Below are 18,700 nucleotides of genomic sequence, written 5' to 3'. Positions count from 1 at the left end.
AGGTTTATGAAGCTTTCGCAAACATAAGAGGTGGAATGAGCATCTACAGCATTATTCTTGCATACTGCGTGCCAGAATAACAACTCACCGCATCAAAAAACCCTATCCCTCTCATTTTAAGAGGAAATAATATTCACTACAGTCTATTAACCTGTGGCCATTTTGTCGCCTTGACCCAACATCATGGCGCCATAGCCGTCTCCTGACAGAGACAGATAATGCATAGTTAGGTAAATGGTTTATTAAACAATAAATTAAATGTCTCCCTGAGGAGACAATCCGACTTCAGCTTCGCTGGCTACGCTCTACCAGAGCGGTAATGACGGCAAACAGTTCGCACTGCGCCTGCTGAACGGTGATCTCATTGCGTGTCACCGCATAAGACACAGACTCCGCCGCCCCCAGCATTGCCCATAGCCCGGCATCCGGCAGTTCCCCGCCCTGGGTAAAGGGGGCCAGTATCTCCCGACACTTCTCAATAAAGGCCATTTCGTAGGCACGTTTGATCTGCTCCAGCTCCGGCGAACCGACCAGCGCGGCAATGATACCGGGGATCTCCCTTCCCTGCTGCTGTACGCAGTTTACATAGGAGTGGGCGATCACCTCAGCCCTTGCCGCCAGCGTTGGCTCACTCTCCGCCAGTGCCGCATCAAACAGCGCGTTCTGCCGCGCGTCGAACTCCTGATAAAGCACCGCAAAAAGCCCGGCTCGTGTACCGAAATGGTCGTAGACCACCGGCTTGGTGACACCTGACTGGTCAGCGAGGCGGCCCAGGGTTAAGGCTTCAGTCCCTTCGCTGCGGATGAGATTCCAGGCCTCTTCAATCAGCTGCTGATAGCGAGCTTCACGCGATAAACGCCGACGCGGAAGCGGTGAGACATTTTTGTCCGTTGACATGCTTATATACCAAAGGTAACTTACCAATAGTATATTAGCGTAACGTTTCTCTGTTTAACCTGCAAGCCGGAGGCTTCCCATGCACACCCTTATTGTTGTTTCCCATCCTGACAGTCAGTCACTCACCCACATGGTTGCCGGGCAGCTGGCAGAGGGCATCACGGCCGCTGGCGGCAGTGTCGATATTGCCGACCTGGCCGCAGAAGGTTTCGATCCCCGTTTTACTCTGAATGACGTTGCGGCCTTCCGTCAGCAGGAACCGGTTACGCCGGACATTATCGCGGAACAGAAGAGGATTGATGGTGCAGATACACTGGTACTGGTTTACCCGATTTACTGGTGGTCAATGCCTGCACAGTTAAAAGGATGGATTGACCGCGTATTTACCCACGGCTGGGCGTATGAAGATGATGAGGGACGTCTGGTGAAAAAATTACAGCGTCTGAAAGTCCACCTGGTCGCGATTGGCGCTGGCGATATGCGTACCTATGCCCGCCACGGCTACTTTGCCGCGATGAGGACGCAGATCGATCACGGCATCTTCGATTTCTGCGGTGCGGAGGTTGTCACTTCTGAGCTGCTGCTGCAAACGCCAGGAGAAGCATTGAGTGCAGAGGTGCAAAATGTGAAGCAACTGATCATGAGGAGAATGTAACGCTTCGACACGGGGCGACCGCAAAAAAAGGTCGCCCCCTACAAAAGCCGCCTGCGGGCCGTTGCTGAAGCAACGTTGTCTCGCTGCGCTCGGCTCAAACCTCCTTCGGAGGTTCTCATCCTCATTTCATACAGGCGAAAAAAAACCTGCTTTTTCAAGCAGGTTTCTTAAATTGGTCGGCGAGAGAGGATTACGGCTCTTCAAGCCGCCCTGCGGGCCGTTGCTGACGCAACGTTGTCTCGCTGCGCTCGGCTCAAACCTCCTTCGGAGGTTCTCATCCTCATTTCATACAGGCGAAAAAAAACCTGCTTTTTCAAGCAGGTTTCTTAAATTGGTCGGCGAGAGAGGATTCGAACCTCCGACCCACTGGTCCCAAACCAGTTGCGCTACCAAGCTGCGCTACTCGCCGAATACTTCTTTAAATGCCACTACTTTTCTTTATTTTTCTGTCGCTCAAAACTCTCAGGTTTTAAGCAAAAACCCCGCAACAGCAGGGTTTTCTAAATTGGTCGGCGAGAGAGGATTCGAACCTCCGACCCACTGGTCCCAAACCAGTTGCGCTACCAAGCTGCGCTACTCGCCGAATACTGCTTTACTGCTCAGACTTTGTGGTGCGAAGAGAGGGACTTGAACCCTCACGTCCGTTAAGACACTAACACCTGAAGCTAGCGCGTCTACCAATTCCGCCACCTTCGCATACAACAAAATCTTTTACTCAAAGTCTGGGGTGGCTAATGGGACTCGAACCCACGACAACTGGAATCACAATCCAGGGCTCTACCAACTGAGCTATAGCCACCATTCCTGACTTCTTTACTGCTTCTATCTACTTCTTACTAACGCGGTAAATGTTACCACCGCCGCTCATGCGCACAAAATTCATGGTGCGCCCGACAGGATTCGAACCTGAGACCTCTGCCTCCGGAGGGCAGCGCTCTATCCAGCTGAGCTACGGGCGCGTAGCGCCGTTGCGGATGTGCATACTACGGAGGACAGCCCTGACTGTCCAGTGCTTTTTGCACAAAAAAACGCGTTTGATTACGCTTTGTGCATTCCGTCTAAAGTCGCAGCGTTTTTCGCCCTTTTCGCCTCAGGAAATCGCACAAAACGGCCTTAACAGATAAAAAGAACGAGCTGATTAAAGATCGCCGCGCCAGTGATATTTAAGGTATTTCAGCAATCTGAGCTGACGCTTAAGGCGTGAAGGTTGAGAAATAAGGCGATAAAGCCACTCCAGGCCCATTCGCTGCCATATCTTTGGCGCGCGCTTTACCTGGCCGGTAAACACGTCGTAGGTGCCGCCTACTCCCATATACAACGCATCCGGGTAGCTGGCTTTACAGTCGCGCATCAGAATTTCCTGGCGCGGAGACCCCATCGCCACCGTCACCAGCTTCGCGCCGCTCTCTCTGATGCGGATAAACAGAGAATCACGCTGGTCCGGTGTGAAAAACCCATCCTGCGACCCGACAATGTTCACATTCCACTGGCGGCGCAGTTTATCTATCGTTTGCGCCAGAACACCTGGCTGCCCCCCGACAAGGAAAACCGGGGTCCCCTCACGTCCGGCACGTTCCATCAGGGCTTCCCACAGGTCGGCCCCGGCAATGCGCGAAACCTGAGCCTGCGGGTACTTTTTACGGATAGAGCGCACAATGCTGATGCCATCAGCGTATTTGTATTCAGCGGCATCAATTAACTGATAAACCGCCGCATCGGCTTCCGCCGTCAACACCTTCTCCGCATTGATCGCCACCAGCGTGCCGGTTTTCAGCTCACCCTGCTGATTCAGATAATCAACAAACTGCGCCATATCACTAAAGCCTGACAGCGTTAATCCACGAATCTGATATTGCGGCACGGTTACAGAGACAGTCATGAAAATTCCTTCAGAACAAAAACGTACATCAACCGTTAGGGTGAGTTGACAGTGAGCGGGCAGACGTACGGGCACGAACCAGCCCGGCGCTATCCAGCAGCCAGTAAAGCAGCTTCGCCACCACCACACAGACAGCAAAGATCACACAGAAAAACACCACGCGCGAAACAAACGAATCCAGCCCTTCGCGTGCCAGGACAATCATGTTAAACACCGCACCAAAACAGAAACTTTGCAGAATAGCGGCCTTATAGCGGTTCTGCTCCTGCTGGCCTTTTTCATACAGCCAGTCGAACCATTTAATAATTAAGCCAACGGCCACCGCTCCCAGGGGGATAAACAGCGCGCCTCCCATCACCACCAGCGAACCGATGAGCGTGGGCGATATCGCCAGCCCGGAGTGGTTATCCAGCACATCCCATGTGAAGTAGTTGGCGCTATTCAGTACCACAGAAGGCCGCTCGTGCCATAGCCAGCTGGGAATGAACACATAGAAATCGCGCCAGATTGGGGCCAGCCCCTGGAAGTCAATTTTGTCGTAGTTTTGCAGCAGCAGGCCCAGGTTCTCCCACGGAGAAAAGGTATCGCGGGTCAGATAGAGGAAGGTATAAAACGCTTCCGATCCGCTCACATCCAGGTTGTAGCGCTTGAGCGCCAGCCAGAACATGCCGACAATACCGCCGATACCCGCCAGCACCAGCATCCACAGCGTGATCCAGCCACGAATGATGCCGATAAACAGGAACAGAGCGAAGGCGATAATAATGTTAGCGCGCGTACCGCCGACAATCACATAGGTCAGCAGTCCAAATGCCACGGTGCTGGCAAGGAACAGCAGCCAGCGGCGTTTGTCCTGTTTAAGGAAGTAGATCACCAGCATCGCCGGGATGAAGAAATAGAAAAAGCGTTTCAGCGCCACGCCGGAGACATCTGCGGAGAATATCTGGCTGTAGCTGTGCAGTTTAAACAGCAGGAAGCCATTGTGCAGGAAGAACACGCTGACCGTTCCCAGCGCCACCAGCGCCAGAATGCCCCAGGTAAGATGAGCCTCGATGCGGTTAATGGTAAACACCGGGCGTGACGGGGCACGGTCGCGCGCGCGCAGCCGGGTTTTATAGCTGACGTAGTAAATAGCATAAAAACAGCCCGCCGACAGCAGCGCCTGCAACAGATACTCCGCTGGCACCACCTCCACATCAAACCCAAACACCAGCAGGCAGGTTAAAGGGAAGCCGAAAAAGAAGGTCAGCAGAAACAGCAGTGAGAAGAAAACATTAAAGTTAAAACGCACGCGGCGAAACTCCCGCCAGGTCAGCGTGAGAATAAAGCCACAGCAGCACAGATACACCACCAGCAGCCCGGCAAACTGTAATAGCGTCATGGGCTTTCCTCCTCGACCAGACGCAGTGCCTGCTGCCAGCCGTGCAGATAGCCCGGGTCAAAAAAGGCAATCTTTGATTTATCTAGCAACATCATCTGACGCCGCGCTTCGCTGACCGTGGCCGCATCCAGTGCATCACCGTCGAACAGCACCGGCACCTGCTGTTCCGCCAGATCCTGCCAGAACGGGTTTTTGCGGTTAAGCACAAAGGGCACATTGGCCTGCATCAGCAGACATAACGTTCCGATGCCCTGCTGGCGTTCGAAAATAAAGTAGCCAAGATGGCAGCGGGCAATCAATGCCAGATAGTCACTGAAGGCGAGTTTTTCGGTAACAAGATCGACCACTCCCGGCGCAAACAGTGCTGCGGCAGCCTCACGCACATGCTGAATATAGGCCTCATTATTGGCCGGATAGCCGAGAGGTACGACAACCTGCACATCATGACCAAACTGCCGGTGGATGGCCTGAAGTGCCTGAACATGGCGATTGCTGGCATCCCCGGAGTTGCCGAGCAGAATGGTTAACGGCCCCTGAGGCTCATCGCCGGGCCGCACATTCTCTGCCAGTCGCGTAGGGAAATAGAGCAGCGAAGCTGGAACCTCTGGATGACGCTGATGAAAATGGGTGATATCACCCCGCGTGGCAAACACATGGCCGACCCGCTTTTGCGCCAGGCGCCGCAGCAGATAGAACGCACGAAATTTCAGGCTGGTCGCCTCTTCATAAAGGTCAGCGCCCCAGATGTGCCAGTAAAACTGCTGACGTTTGAGTTTACCCGCCAGCAGTGCCAGCCACAGGCGTGGATTGAACTGTCCGTGAAAGAAAAAGCGCGTGCTGCGCTGTGCTGCGCCGGTCGCTATGACCGCCTGCGCCAGCTCAGCTTTAGTGGCAAATAGCCGGATATCCAGCATCGGATACTGTACAGCCAGCGCAGCCTGCCCGCTCACCACCCAGAACTCACGGCGGGAAGATGACGGAACAACTTCATGTAAAACCTGGTTAAAAAAGCCCAACACCGTCGCGTTATGATGCGGAATGTCTGAGCCTAAAAGATGAATTACTCTGCTCATACTCGTCTACGGTAAATAATAAAGACACCTGCACAGAGTGCAAAATAAGCGATATAGGTCGCCATATACGCCTGAGCCGCACCGGCTGCACCATGCAGCGGGATCAGCCAGCGGGAAAATCCGGTAAGCAAGACAAACTGGCTCACCTCAGTCAGTACATAAAAGCGTAACGACGCCTTCGCAATGACCAGATAGCCAAACACGTAGCAGCCGACTTTGAGCACGTCGCCAATCAACTGCCAGACAAACAGGTCGCGCATGGCGGCAAATTCGTGGGAAAACAGCAGCCAGATCGCCACATCACGCAGCAGCCAGACGGTAAAACTGACCGCAGCCACCACGGGCAGCACAAAGCGCAGCGCCTTGAGAATTTCACGGGAAATCTCCGCTTTTTGCTGCAGGCGTGACAGCGTGGGCAGCAAATAAACGCTGAACGAGGCGGTGATAAATTGCAGGTAGGCATCTGAAATACTGCTCACCCCCTGCCACAAACCTACCTGCTCCCATCCTGCATGCTGCGCCAGCAGATTACGCATCATCATCCATGCCACCGGCAGCGTGACGGCGGTGATCAGCGCCATCACCGTAAACTTACCCAGCAGGGTGACAAACTCTGGCCGCCATGCCGGTAACAGATAGCGCATCGGCAGGCAATCGCGCCGCGCCAGCAGGACCATTGCGGGCACCACCACCAGGGCGGGGACCATAGCCAGGCCCACCAGCGCTCCGCTGTAGCCTCCCAGCTTATAGCAGACCACCCACGCAGCAACGCCCACCAGGCTGCCGATAATCAGCGACAGCGCATTACCTGCCGCATCACGGAAGCCTTTCATAATAGCCAGCGACAGGTTAGCCCAGGCAATCCCCATTTGCAGGAAAGCAACGATGCGGATCACCTGCTGATAGCGGTCGTGGCCAAACAGCGCGTGACTGATTGGCGCGGCAAACAGCAGAAACACCAGTGCCAGCAGCAGCGAGAAACCCAGTACCATGGAGGATGCCGTACCCGTGACGGCACGCAGCTGTTCTGGCTGCTGCTGATACTGCGCCACATACTTGGTAACGCCGTTAAAAATCCCGGCCCCCGCCAGCACGCCGAGCACGGTAATCAACTGACGGAAATTGCCCGCCTGCCCGACGCCAGCCGGTCCGTAGGAGACCGCCAGCAGCTTTACTACCAGTAAACCGGCGGCAATTTTTACTAATGTGGAAACCGCTGTCCACACCGAGGCTTTTGCCAGTGACATATCAGGAGAAATAGCTCAATAAGGAACCGATCACCGTTTTCTGATTATTATCAGAGAGGTTATAGAACAGCGGCAGACGCAGCAGTCGATCGCTCTCTGCCTGGGTGAAGCGGTCTTCTCCGTGGAAGCGGCCAAAACGCTGACCGGCAGGCGAGCTGTGCAGCGGAATATAGTGGAACACCGCCAGGATCTCGGCTTCTTTCAGCCAGCCAATCAGCGCACTGCGATCGTCATGGTCACGCAGCTTCAGGTAAAACATGTGGGCATTGTGCTCACAGTCAGCAGGAATGCTGGCCAGTTCAATGCGCCCACGGTTGGCCAGCGGCTGCAGCGCTTCCCGGTAGTTCTGCCACAAGCGTAAACGCTGCTGGTTAATGCGCTCTGCCGCCTCCAGCTGTGCCCAGAGATACGCCGCCTGTAGATCGGCCATCAGGTAACTGGAGCCGATATCACGCCAGGTGTATTTATCGACCTGGCCACGGAAGAACTGGCTGCGGTTGGTGCCTTTCTCACGGATGATCTCCGCGCGCTCAACCAGCGTGGCGTCATTCACCAGCGTCGCGCCACCTTCACCACCGGCGGTGTAGTTTTTCGTTTCATGGAAGCTGAAGCAACCGATATGACCGATGCTGCCGAGAGCACGCCCTTTGTAGGTGGACATCACACCCTGTGCAGCATCTTCCACCACCCACAGCTGGTGCTTTTTCGCCAGTGCCATGATGGTGTCCATTTCGCAGGCCACACCCGCATAATGTACCGGCACAATGGCTTTGGTTTTTTCGGTGATCGCCGCTTCAATCAGGTGCTCATCAATATTCATCGTATCCGGGCGAACATCGACAAACACGATGGTCGCGCCGCGCAGCACAAAAGCGTTGGCCGTTGAGACAAAAGTGTAGCTCGGCATAATCACTTCATCGCCGGGCTGAATGTCGATCAGGATGGCCGCCATCTCCAGCGACGCCGTGCAGGAAGGGGTCAGCAGGACTTTACGGCTGCCGAAGCGCTGTTCCATCCACTGCTGGCAGCGACGGGTAAAACCCCCATCGCCGCACAACTTTCCGCTGCTCATTGCCGACTGCATATATTCGAGTTCAGTTCCCACCACCGGTGGCGCATTAAACGGAATCATGGGGTTTCCCTGTATAACCAGTAGGCGGTGCGTTCAATCACGCCACCGCAGCGAAGATAGAGTCGTAACGCGGCAACATTGCCCAGCTGCGTTGCGACATGTAGCCGTGTCAGTCGGCGTGCCCGGCACCAGTCGTTAGCCGCATTCATCAGCCGCTGACCTATACCCAGCCCCTGGGCTGCGGGTAACACCGCCAGCAGGCCAATACGTGCCGTACCGTCGCCCAGTTCACGCAGCGAGGCAAAGCCCTGCATCGCCCCTTGCTCGTCCACCGCCAGCAGGCACTGATGGTCAAAGGTGCCGCGCACGGCATTTTCCACCCACTGGGCATAAAAACGTCCGCTGTCACCCGGCGCGTACCAGGGCGCACGAAAACGGCTGTAAATAAAGGCCTCTTCTGCCGCCTGACGCAGCGCGGGGATGTGCTCCGCACGGGCAATACGAATGCCCGTCGGACGTTCTACCGGGGTGATCCCCAGCACACAGTCCGCTTCCCCTTCCACCAGGCGAAAACCCATGGCGCTCAGAGCATCAAGTTCGGCGCTTTGCTGAGCCAGCACTTTGACCTGGACCAGCCCGTAGCTGTCGAGCTGGGCGAGATCCAGCGCCGTATCGCCCTGCAGTTCAAGCAGCGCGCTGTGGCAACCAAAGAAGGCGTTTTCCCACGCCAGAGGTTTAAGCGTCGCGTTCACTAACGCCAGACACCTTTGGTATCCACAATCCATGGCTGACTGACGGCTGCCGGTTCAATGGCTTTGAACTGGCGGTGATCCACCAGCATCACCAGCACGTCGGCCTGCTGAAGTGCCTCCTGCAGTGGAACCAGCGTCACGCTCGCCTGTAATTTTACCGGGAGCTGCTGTACGTTTGGCTCTACCACCAGCGTAGTACCCTGATGCCAGTCGGCAATCATGCGGGTCACCTGCACGGCAGGGCTTTCACGTAAGTCATCAATATCAGGCTTAAACGCCAGGCCAAAACAGGCAATTTTCAGCTCGCTGGCGCGTTTGTCACTGTTCATCAGACAGTCCGCTACCTGGCGCTGCACCTGCTCCAGCACCCAGTGCGGCTTGCTGTCGTTCACTTCGCGCGCGGTGCGGATCAAACGCGCCTGTACCGGGTTTTGCGCCACGATAAACCATGGGTCAACCGCGATACAGTGGCCGCCCACTCCCGGACCTGGCTGCAGGATATTGACGCGTGGATGACGATTGGCCAGCCGGATCAGTTCCCAGACATTGATCCCCTGGTCAGCCGCGATCAGCGACAGCTCGTTGGCAAAGGCAATATTGACATCGCGGAAGCTGTTTTCCGTGAGTTTGCACATTTCGGCGGTGCGGGCATTTGTCACCACGCACTCGCCTTCCAGGAAGATGTTGTAGAGATCGCACGCGCGCTGTGAACAGCGGGGTGTCATGCCACCAATCACCCGATCATTTTTAAACAGTTCGACCATCACCTTTCCGGGCAGGACGCGCTCCGGACAGTAAGCCACCTGAATGTCTGCATGTTCACCGGCCTGCTGTGGGAAACTGAGGTCCGTGCGCGATGCGGCCAGCCACGCCGCCATCTGTTCGGTGGCGCCGACCGGTGAAGTGGACTCCAGGATCACCAGATCGCCTTTCTTCAGGTGCGGAGCAATCGACTCTGCTGCCGCCTGCACCCAGGTCATATCCGGCTGATGCCCGTCTTTGAACGGCGTCGGCACGGCGATCAGCCAGGCATCAGCGGCCTGGGGCTGTGTTGCCGCACGTAACCAGCCGCCCTCAACCGCGGTTTTCACCACCCGGTCAAGATCCGGTTCAACAATGTGGATTTCGCCGCGATTGATGGTTTCCACCGCCTGCGCATTAATATCAATGCCAATCACGTGCTTCTGACGCGAAGCAAAAGCAGCGGCGGTAGGCAGGCCAATGTAGCCCAGCCCGATGACTGAAATGGTGTTGAAACTCATAATGTTATCCGGTTGTTTTTAAGTGCCTGGACAATGCGCTGACAGGCGAGTCCGTCACCGTAGGGATTGTGGGCGCGGCTCATGGTATGCCATGCGTCCTCGTCGGTAAGCAGACGGGTCACTTCGCTGACGATCTTTGCACCGTCAGTCCCCACCAGTTTGACCGTTCCCGCAGCCACCGCCTCCGGGCGTTCTGTGGCATCACGCATCACCAGCACCGGTTTACCCAGCGACGGAGCCTCTTCCTGAATCCCGCCAGAATCCGTAAGGATTAGCCAGGCGCGGTCCATCAGCCAGACAAATGGCAGGTACTCCTGCGGCTCAATCAGGATGATATTGTCGATACCCCGCAGAATGCGGTTCACCGGTTCGCTGACGTTAGGATTCAGGTGCACCGGATAGACAATCTGCGTTTCCGGGTGCAGGCGAGCAATCTCCGCCAGGGCATTACAGATACGTTCGAAGCCACCGCCGAAACTTTCGCGACGGTGCCCGGTGACCAGAATCAGTTTTTTATTCGCATCAAGGAACGGATAGCGCGCCGCGAGACTGTTTTTCAGCTCAGCGTCGCTAAGTACGCGGTCGCGTACCCAGAACAGAGCATCAATGACGGTATTACCGGTGACGAAAATGCGTTCGGCGGGCAGGTTCTCACGCAGCAGGTTTTGCTGTGAACTGGCCGTAGGAGTGAAATGGTAGCTGGCGAGATGGCCGGTTAACGTCCGGTTCGCCTCTTCCGGCCACGGAGACCAGAGATCCCCGGTGCGTAATCCGGCCTCCACGTGCCCGACAGGAATGCGGTGGTAAAAGGCGGCCAGGCTGGCAGCCAGCGTGGTGGTGGTGTCACCGTGTACCAGCACCACGTCTGGGGTAAAATCGGTAAATACCGTTTTCAGCCCTTCCAGAATACGGCTGGTGATCTCGGTGAGTCCCTGTCCAGGCTGCATAATGTTAAGATCGTAGTCCGGTACGATGGAAAAAAGATGCAGGACCTGATCGAGCATTTCCCGATGCTGCGCGGTCACGCATAAGCGTGACTCTATCCCGTCATCCAGCGCCAGCGCATGCACCAGAGGTGCCATTTTTATCGCTTCAGGGCGCGTGCCAAAAACCGTTAATACTTTCACCGTGGCTCTCTTTAATTCAAATAGTTTAACCGCAGATTTATCGGCGGGATCGTCGCACCAGCGCTATCCCTGCACCCAGCAGCACGCCAATCGTGCCCCACATAATCATCAGTAGTACACGGCGCGGACTGTCACGTTTTACCGGTTCTTCCGGCGTACGCAGGTAACGCCAGGTCTGGAAAGATTTCACCAGCGTCGGACCAACATTTAATGTGGTTTGCATCGCACGGTTCTGGTCATATTCCAGATCGTAAGTTGGCCCGGTAGCGCGCAGCGTTTCCAGACGCGCCTGCAGCATTGGCCTGCCTAACAGGAAAAGCTCTGAGTCAGGCAACTGTTCAGAAGGGACCTGGGTTTTCGTCTGCTCAAACCCCTGCTGCCGGGCAATTTTCAGCGCCTGCTCAATACTGTTGATTTGACGATCGTAAATCGCTTTGGCTACGGCTTCCTGACGCTTAATTTGCGCCTTCAATTGAATACTGCGCGCCGCCCAGGCCGCGGTAAGCTCTTCGTTCAAATGGGTGGTCGCACGTGCGTTAGCAAACGCCACATACTGACGCAGCAGGGCATTGGCATCGGCTGCGGTTTCCGCCACCAGCTTGACGGTATCATTAATATTTTTCGCGCTGTCAGCGGGCTGAAACTGGATGTTGGCAATCATTTCATCCAGTAGCGCCGCATCTTCAGCCGCATTGCCACTTTTCCGCTGCTGGTAATAACCGGTCTGTAACCAGAAATCCCGCCGCGTATCCCAGGCAAACAGCTGCATCATGAATTCCTGATAGGCTTCATCCATCACCGTCGGCGGGGCAACCGTCAGACTACCGGCACGAATATCCAGATTATTGAGAAACTGCTGTTGGGAATAAAAACCGGACAGCATGTTTACTGTCGGCCTGTCGACAATCGCTGTCGTGCTCCATTGTGGCGTCACCAGTAGCGAATAGATCCAGGCCAGCAGTGCAAAAAGGGCACCGCCAGAGATAATCCATAGTTTACCGCGCCAGAGTGCGCAGCAAAGGCCACGAATATCCAGCTCGTTATCTGCGGCGTCAGGATGGGTCATACATCTGTTTCCTTGTCGTCAGGGCATCGATCAGTCAGTGGAAGATTTGCGGTCATTTTTGTTATTTCGCAGACGGCGTTTAAACCGTTTAATCATACGAGCCACACGCCAGGCACGTTTAATGCAGTAGCCGTACAGCACGAAAGCCAGCAGGAACAGGAACAACATCACCCATTCAGGGACAAATGAAAGGTATTCACCCAGCACACCGACCATCGCCAGCAGGGCCGCCGCGGCAGTAATCAGGACAAACGCCTGCCGCGAGGTAAAGCCCGCACGCATGATCAGATGGTGGATATGCTGACGGTCAGCCGAGAACGGGCTCATGCCCTTGCTAAGGCGGCGGTACATAATGGCAACCATATCCATCAGCGGAATAGCAATCAGCCACAGCGCCGTGACAGGCGTGATCGGATGGCTTGGCCCCTGAGTGGCTTCCAGCAGGATCCAGATAATGGTAAAACCAATTAGCGTACTGCCGGCATCGCCCATAAAGACTTTATAGCGACGACCGAAGACCCCAAGATTTAACAGAATGTAGGGCACAATCACGGCAATCATGGTGAAGCACCACATGGCGAGGCTATTCTGCCCGTCAAACAGCAGAATTACGCCCATAGCCATGAACGTCACACAGGATAACCCCCCCAGCAGGCCGTCAATACCATCCACCATATTAAAGGCATTGATCGCTGCCCAGACGGCAAACAGCGTCAGGACATAGCCAAATGGCCCCACCACCAGTTCCCACGGACCAAAGATATAACCGAGGCTGAGTAAATAGAGTTTTGCTTTGACCATCATGACAACGGCAACGCCCGCCTGAACCACGGCGCGCAATTTTACGCTGATGTCGTAGCGGTCATCGAGCGCCCCCACCAGCACCAGACAGCCCGCGCAGCCCAGATAAAGCGAGGCATGGGGAATGTAGAAATTCGTTAGGGCAAAAGCAAAGCAGCTACCAGCAAAAACAGAGATACCGCCTACCAGCGGGATAGCCCCCTGATGGCGTTTGCGATAGTTGGGTTTATCAACCAGCCCAACTTTTTTAGCCGCTTTACGTGCAAAGAAAAGAAACACTAACGAAAATAAAAAAGTCAGGCCAAGTTCCGTACTCATATTGAGTAAATTCACATTATCCAGCTCTCTGCTAAGAATTGCGTAATTTTATTAGCAATTTTTGTGCCAATAACATTACATAATTCTGATTCTATTCATCAGGACGAGCAAAACCAGGTTCCCTGTTACCTGCCCTGTGCCGATCTTTAGGTTCATTCTCCCAGATCAGGATAGCCTATAGGCCAGAAACAAAAAACGCCACGACTATGCGTGGCGTTACCCGAGTTTTGTACTGTTTATTGACGGAAGTTACGCCATAAAACTGTAAGATCATCGTCTTACTGTAACCATGACTCCGTTATGAACGCTTCATCATGTCGAAGAATTCATCATTGGTTTTCGTCATCGCCAGTTTATTGATGAGGAATTCCATTGCGTCGATTTCGCCCATTGGGTGAATAATCTTGCGCAGGATCCACATCTTCTGCAGCTCTTCCGAGGTGGTAAGCAGCTCTTCTTTACGCGTACCGGAACGGTTGTAGTCAATAGCAGGGAACACACGTTTCTCAGCGATTTTACGCGCCAGGTGCAGTTCCATGTTACCCGTACCTTTAAACTCTTCGTAGATCACTTCATCCATCTTCGAACCGGTATCAACCAGTGCGGTAGCGATAATGGTCAGGCTTCCGCCCTCTTCCACATTACGCGCAGCACCGAAGAAACGCTTCGGACGATGAAGGGCATTGGCATCCACACCACCGGTCAGTACCTTGCCAGAAGCAGGTACGACGGTGTTGTAGGCGCGCGCCAGACGGGTGATGGAGTCCAGCAGGATGATCACATCTTTCTTGTGTTCAACCAGACGCTTGGCTTTTTCGATCACCATCTCAGCAACCTGAACGTGGCGGGATGCCGGTTCGTCAAAGGTGGAAGCAATCACTTCACCTTTAACCAGACGCTGCATCTCGGTTACTTCTTCCGGACGCTCGTCAATCAGCAGCACCATCAGCACACAGTCAGGATGGTTGTAAGCAATGCTCTGCGCGATATTTTGCAGCAGCATGGTTTTACCGGCTTTCGGTGGAGCCACGATCAGACCACGCTGGCCACGACCGATCGGCGAAGCCAGATCCAGCACGCGGGCGGTCAAATCTTCGGTAGAACCGTTACCACGCTCCATGCGCAGACGTGAGTTGGCATGCAGTGGGGTTAAGTTTTCAAACAGGATTTTATTACGGGCATTTTCCGGTTTGTCGTAGTTAACTTCGTTAACTTTTAACAGCGCAAAGTAACGCTCACCCTCTTTTGGCGGTCGAATCTTGCCAGAGATGGAGTCACCTGTGCGGAGGTTGAAGCGGCGGATTTGGCTTGGAGAGACGTAGATATCATCGGGACCGGCAAGGTAGGAGCTGTCTCCGGAGCGGAGGAAACCAAATCCATCCTGCAATATCTCGAGTACGCCGTCGCCGAAGATGTCTTCGCCACTTTTTGCGTGTTGTTTGAGGATGGCGAAGATAATGTCCTGTTTGCGCAAGCGCGCCAGGTTTTCCAGCCCCATATTTTCGCCGAGAGTAATCAGGTCAGAAACCGGCGTATTTTTTAATTCGGTAAGATTCATAATGGTGGGTTCTTAAACTCGGGGTATAACTTGAACTGTTTGTCGTGAATGGTATGGCGAAAGATCCATGCCTGTTTAATTGGTTCCTGGTTCCGAAGTCAACTCGATGATCACGTGCAAGATAACGCAAATCTGAGACGAGGAGACGGTAAGGACAGGAAGCCGAAAATCAGTTGATACTAACCGTCAGATTGCTGAACGTCTGTAAGACTAAGATGAATACTGTGTTCAACAAGGAGTAATTCTAAAGATTCAAACTACAGGTAAGTTCGTCGTGCAGTAGATTCAACTTAGCACGCTTAATGCCGGTCGTCTAGCAGTCAACGAAAAATTCGAACCGCAAGACGACGGCATGGCATGATTAGCCCAGGTTCGCGTTCAGGAACTCTTTGAGCTGGCCTTTAGAGAGCGCGCCGACTTTTGTCGCGGCCACTTCACCATTTTTGAACAACAGAAGGGTTGGAATACCACGAATACCGTACTTTGGTGCGGTCGCCGGGTTCTCATCAATGTTCAGTTTAGCAATGGTCAGTTTGCCTTCGTATTCGGTCGCGACTTCATCAAGAATAGGCGCAATCATTTTACAAGGACCACACCACTCTGCCCAGAAGTCAACCAGCGTTAAACCTTCTGCTTTCAGGACGTCGGTTTCGAAGCTGTCATCGGTCAGGTGAACAATTTTATCGCTCATGTTTACTCCAGGGGATTATCTTTACCTGTGCTGTTGCATTAAGCAGCATCAGGCTGAGTTTATTTCACTGCTTTTATTTCACCGGATAAGCTTTCGTAAAGCAATAGTAAGCTGATATTCTACCACACTATGAGCAAAACACACTTAACCGAACAGAAGTTTTCCGACTTCGCCCTGCACCCTCAGGTTGTTGAAGCCCTTGAAACTAAAGGGTTTCATAATTGCACGCCTATCCAGGCGCTGGCATTACCGTTTACGCTCTCCGGGCGTGATGTAGCAGGTCAGGCGCAAACCGGTACCGGCAAAACGATGGCGTTTCTGACGTCAACGTTCCATCATCTTCTTTCTCACCCCGCACCGGAAGGTCGCCAGGTTAACCAACCGCGCGCGCTGATCCTGGCGCCAACGCGCGAACTGGCGGTGCAGATTCATGCTGATGCAGAACCACTGGCGCAGGTCACCGGACTGAAACTCGGTCTGGCGTATGGCGGCGATGGCTATGATAAACAGCTGAAAGTGCTTGAAAGCGGCGTCGATGTTCTGATCGGCACCACAGGCCGTTTAATCGATTACGCTAAACAGAATCACGTCAACTTAGGCGCCATCCAGGTGGTGGTACTCGACGAAGCTGACCGTATGTTCGATCTCGGCTTCATTAAAGACATTCGCTGGTTGTTCCGTCGCATGCCTGCCGCCAACCAGCGCCTGAATATGCTGTTCTCTGCCACCCTTTCATTCCGCGTACGTGAACTGGCGTTTGAGAACATGAACAACGCCGAATACGTTGAAGTCGAGCCGGAGCAAAAAACCGGGCACCGTATTAAGGAAGAGCTGTTCTACCCTTCCAACGAAGAAAAAATGCGTTTGCTGCAAACGTTGCTGGAAGAAGAGTGGCCTGACCGCGCGATTATTTTCGCCAATACCAAGCACCGCTGTGAAGATGTATGGGGTCACCTGGCAGCAGACGGTCACCGTGTCGGCTTGCTGACTGGCGATGTTGCTCAGAAAAAACGCCTGCGTATCCTCGATGACTTCACCAAGGGTGATATTGATATCCTGGTGGCAACCGACGTCGCAGCACGCGGACTGCACATTCCGGCAGTGACCCACGTGTTCAACTATGACCTGCCGGATGACTGCGAAGATTACGTTCACCGTATTGGTCGTACCGGTCGTGCAGGCGCTAATGGTCACTCTATCAGCCTCGCCTGTGAAGAGTACGCGCTGAACCTGCCGGGCATCGAAGAGTATATCGGTCACAGTATTGCCGTCAGCCGCTATAACAGCGATGCGCTGATGAGCGATCTGCCACCGCCGAAACGTTTGACCCGTAACCGCTCTGGCAGTGGTCCGCGCCGTGGTGGAAATAATAACCGCCGCAGCAGCGCGCCGCGTAATCCTAACCGTAAACGTTCAGGTTAAACCGCCATGCTGAGTGCATCATCACTTTATGCTGCCATCGATTTAGGGTCGAACAGCTTTCATATGTTGGTGGTGCGCGAAGTGGCTGGCAGTATTCAGACCATTGCCCGCATCAAGCGGAAAGTGCGTCTTGCTGCCGGTCTCGATGCCGATAATCATCTCTCCGATGAGGCAATGGAACGAGGCTGGCAGTGTCTGCGGCTGTTTTCCGAGCAGCTGCAGGATATCCCCCCCGAACAGATCCGTGTGGTGGCAACCGCCACCCTGCGCATTGCGTCAAATGCCGGTGACTTCCTGATTAAAGCGCAGGAGATCCTCGGCTGTCCGGTGAACGTCATCAGCGGTGAGGATGAAGCTCGCCTGATCTATCAGGGTGTTGCGCACACCACCGGGGGTTCTGACAAGCGACTGGTGGTGGATATCGGCGGCGGCAGCACCGAGCTGGTGACCGGCAAGGGATCGCAAACCACCACGCTGTTCAGCCTGTCGATGGGCTGTGTCACCTGGCTGGAACGCTACTTCACCGACCGTCATCTGGGTAAAACCAACTTCGAGCAGGCTGAACAGGCTGCACGCGCGATGATCCGTCCGGTGGCCGGGACATTACGTGAGCAGGGCTGGCAGGTGTGCGTCGGGGCGTCTGGCACGGTACAGGCACTGCAGGAAATCATGATGGCGCAGGGCATGGATGAGCGCATCACGCTCAGCAAGCTTGAGCAGCTAAAACAGCGCGCCATTCAGTGCGGTAAACTGGAAGAGCTGGAAATCGAGGGGCTGACTCTTGAACGCGCGTTAGTGTTCCCCAGCGGGCTGTCGATTCTGATCGCTATTTTCACCGAGCTGAATATCACCAGCATGACGCTGGCCGGTGGCGCTCTGCGCGAAGGTCTGGTGTACGGCATGCTGCACCTGCCGGTGGATCGCGATATCCGTAACCGCACCTTGCATAACATCCAGCGGCGCTTCGCCATCGATCCTGAGCAGGCCGATCGTGTTTGTCAGCTGGCAGACAGTTTCGCCCGCCAGGTGAGCCAGGTATGGAAACTGGACGAGCGCAGCCGCGAACTGCTGGAAAGCGCCTGTCTGATTCACGAAATTGGCCTGAGTGTGGATTTCCGTCAGGCACCGCAGCATGCAGCCTATCTCGTGCGTCATCTTGATCTTCCGGGGTTCACCCCGGCACAGAAAAAGTTACTGGCTACGCTGCTGCAAAATCAGGTGAACGGCATCGATCTGGCGCTGTTAAGCCAGCAAAATGCCGTACCTCCACGCGTGGCTGAGCGCCTGTGTCGCCTGTTGCGCCTGGCGATTATTTTCGCCAGCCGCCGCCGTGATGACAAGTTGCCTGCGGTCCGTTTACTGGCGAATGAGGACAACCTGACGCTGACGCTGCCACAAGGCTGGATGGAAACCCATCCGCTGCGCGCCGAACTGCTGGAGCAGGAAGCGCACTGGCAGAGCTATGTACACTGGTCTTTAGTCATAAATTAAAATCTACT

General features: G+C 54.5%; 16 protein-coding genes, 5 tRNA genes and 2 other RNA genes. 3 read left to right on the top strand and 20 right to left on the bottom strand.

The genetic code is table 11. The annotated features are described in order from the left end of the window. Nucleotides 1-285 precede the first annotated feature (285 nt). A complete protein-coding gene (locus tag ABEH87_RS20275; RefSeq protein ID WP_346579043.1) occupies nt 286-897 on the bottom strand; it encodes a TetR/AcrR family transcriptional regulator in 612 nt (203 codons plus the stop codon). 79 nt (nt 898-976) lie between these two features. On the opposite strand from ABEH87_RS20275, the gene ABEH87_RS20270 reads away from it, so the two are divergent. Next, entirely contained in the window at nt 977-1,552 is a 576-nt protein-coding gene (locus tag ABEH87_RS20270) for an NAD(P)H-dependent oxidoreductase (protein ID WP_346579042.1), read from the top strand. 15 nt (nt 1,553-1,567) lie between these two features. Here the strand turns inward: ABEH87_RS20270 and ABEH87_RS20265 are convergent. From ABEH87_RS20265 to trxA, 19 genes are all read right to left on the bottom strand, one after another. After that, nucleotides 1,568-1,693, bottom strand: a non-coding RNA gene (locus tag ABEH87_RS20265) — RtT sRNA. A gap of 32 nt (nt 1,694-1,725) precedes the next feature. Further along, nucleotides 1,726-1,852: non-coding RNA, RtT sRNA (locus ABEH87_RS20260), on the bottom strand. Nucleotides 1,853-1,884: 32 nt separating this feature from the next. Further along, nucleotides 1,885-1,961: transfer RNA gene (locus ABEH87_RS20255), tRNA-Pro, on the bottom strand. Between the two features lie 97 nt (nt 1,962-2,058). Next, a tRNA-Pro gene (locus ABEH87_RS20250) sits at nt 2,059-2,135 on the bottom strand. A 26-nt stretch (nt 2,136-2,161) separates the two neighbouring features. After that, nucleotides 2,162-2,248: transfer RNA gene (locus ABEH87_RS20245), tRNA-Leu, on the bottom strand. A gap of 27 nt (nt 2,249-2,275) precedes the next feature. Further along, a tRNA-His gene (locus tag ABEH87_RS20240) sits at nt 2,276-2,351 on the bottom strand. An 83-nt stretch (nt 2,352-2,434) separates the two neighbouring features. After that, nucleotides 2,435-2,511: transfer RNA gene (locus ABEH87_RS20235), tRNA-Arg, on the bottom strand. Nucleotides 2,512-2,690: 179 nt separating this feature from the next. Continuing rightward, the gene (gene wecG / locus ABEH87_RS20230; RefSeq protein WP_346579040.1) at nt 2,691-3,431 is read right to left on the bottom strand and encodes a lipopolysaccharide N-acetylmannosaminouronosyltransferase; all 741 of its coding nucleotides are present in this window, start codon (nt 3,429-3,431) and stop codon (nt 2,691-2,693) included. A 28-nt stretch (nt 3,432-3,459) separates the two neighbouring features. After that, the gene (wzyE, locus tag ABEH87_RS20225) at nt 3,460-4,812 is read right to left on the bottom strand and encodes an ECA oligosaccharide polymerase (RefSeq protein WP_346579039.1); all 1,353 of its coding nucleotides are present in this window, start codon (nt 4,810-4,812) and stop codon (nt 3,460-3,462) included. Beyond that, complete coding sequence (locus ABEH87_RS20220) at nt 4,809-5,885, bottom strand: TDP-N-acetylfucosamine:lipid II N-acetylfucosaminyltransferase (RefSeq protein WP_346579037.1); 1,077 nt, start codon at nt 5,883-5,885, stop codon at nt 4,809-4,811. The genes wzyE and ABEH87_RS20220 overlap by 4 nt, the downstream gene beginning before the upstream one ends. Beyond that, a complete protein-coding gene (wzxE, locus tag ABEH87_RS20215; protein ID WP_346579036.1) occupies nt 5,882-7,132 on the bottom strand; it encodes a lipid III flippase WzxE in 1,251 nt (416 codons plus the stop codon). The genes ABEH87_RS20220 and wzxE overlap by 4 nt, the downstream gene beginning before the upstream one ends. A gap of 1 nt (nt 7,133) precedes the next feature. After that, nucleotides 7,134-8,264 carry a dTDP-4-amino-4,6-dideoxygalactose transaminase gene (gene rffA, locus ABEH87_RS20210; protein ID WP_346579034.1) on the bottom strand — a complete coding sequence of 377 codons (1,131 nt, stop codon included), beginning with the start codon at nt 8,262-8,264 and terminating at the stop codon, nt 7,134-7,136. Then, the gene (rffC, locus tag ABEH87_RS20205) at nt 8,261-8,956 is read right to left on the bottom strand and encodes a dTDP-4-amino-4,6-dideoxy-D-galactose acyltransferase (RefSeq protein WP_346579032.1); all 696 of its coding nucleotides are present in this window, start codon (nt 8,954-8,956) and stop codon (nt 8,261-8,263) included. Before rffC ends, rffA begins: the two co-directional genes overlap by 4 nt. Then, nucleotides 8,956-10,218: a UDP-N-acetyl-D-mannosamine dehydrogenase gene (gene wecC / locus ABEH87_RS20200; RefSeq protein ID WP_346579031.1), complete on the bottom strand. Its 1,263-nt coding sequence runs from the start codon at nt 10,216-10,218 to the stop codon at nt 8,956-8,958. Before wecC ends, rffC begins: the two co-directional genes overlap by 1 nt. Beyond that, nucleotides 10,215-11,345, bottom strand: coding sequence for a UDP-N-acetylglucosamine 2-epimerase (non-hydrolyzing) (gene wecB, locus ABEH87_RS20195; RefSeq protein WP_346579029.1), 1,131 nt, complete (start codon nt 11,343-11,345; stop codon nt 10,215-10,217). The genes wecC and wecB overlap by 4 nt, the downstream gene beginning before the upstream one ends. 37 nt (nt 11,346-11,382) lie before the next feature. Further along, nucleotides 11,383-12,411, bottom strand: a complete 1,029-nt coding sequence (wzzE, locus tag ABEH87_RS20190) for an ECA polysaccharide chain length modulation protein (protein WP_346579027.1) — start codon at nt 12,409-12,411, stop codon at nt 11,383-11,385. A gap of 30 nt (nt 12,412-12,441) precedes the next feature. Next, nucleotides 12,442-13,545 (bottom strand): UDP-N-acetylglucosamine--undecaprenyl-phosphate N-acetylglucosaminephosphotransferase, encoded by a 1,104-nt coding sequence (wecA, locus tag ABEH87_RS20185; protein WP_346579026.1) that lies wholly within the window; start codon nt 13,543-13,545, stop codon nt 12,442-12,444. Between the two features lie 283 nt (nt 13,546-13,828). Beyond that, complete coding sequence (rho, locus tag ABEH87_RS20180) at nt 13,829-15,088, bottom strand: transcription termination factor Rho (RefSeq protein WP_048914348.1); 1,260 nt, start codon at nt 15,086-15,088, stop codon at nt 13,829-13,831. 361 nt (nt 15,089-15,449) lie between these two features. Then, entirely contained in the window at nt 15,450-15,779 is a 330-nt protein-coding gene (gene trxA, locus ABEH87_RS20175) for a thioredoxin TrxA (protein ID WP_346579024.1), read from the bottom strand. A gap of 129 nt (nt 15,780-15,908) precedes the next feature. Here trxA and rhlB point away from each other — a divergent pair, with 129 nt between their 5' ends. Next, a complete protein-coding gene (gene rhlB / locus ABEH87_RS20170; RefSeq protein WP_346579023.1) occupies nt 15,909-17,201 on the top strand; it encodes an ATP-dependent RNA helicase RhlB in 1,293 nt (430 codons plus the stop codon). A gap of 6 nt (nt 17,202-17,207) precedes the next feature. After that, nucleotides 17,208-18,692 (top strand): guanosine-5'-triphosphate,3'-diphosphate diphosphatase, encoded by a 1,485-nt coding sequence (gppA, locus tag ABEH87_RS20165; protein WP_346579021.1) that lies wholly within the window; start codon nt 17,208-17,210, stop codon nt 18,690-18,692. Nucleotides 18,693-18,700 lie beyond the last annotated feature (8 nt).

This window comes from Erwinia sp. Eh17-17 (assembly GCF_039675725.1).
Lineage (GTDB): Bacteria > Pseudomonadota > Gammaproteobacteria > Enterobacterales > Enterobacteriaceae > Erwinia.
This window is presented reverse-complemented; position numbering and strand designations above follow the sequence as displayed.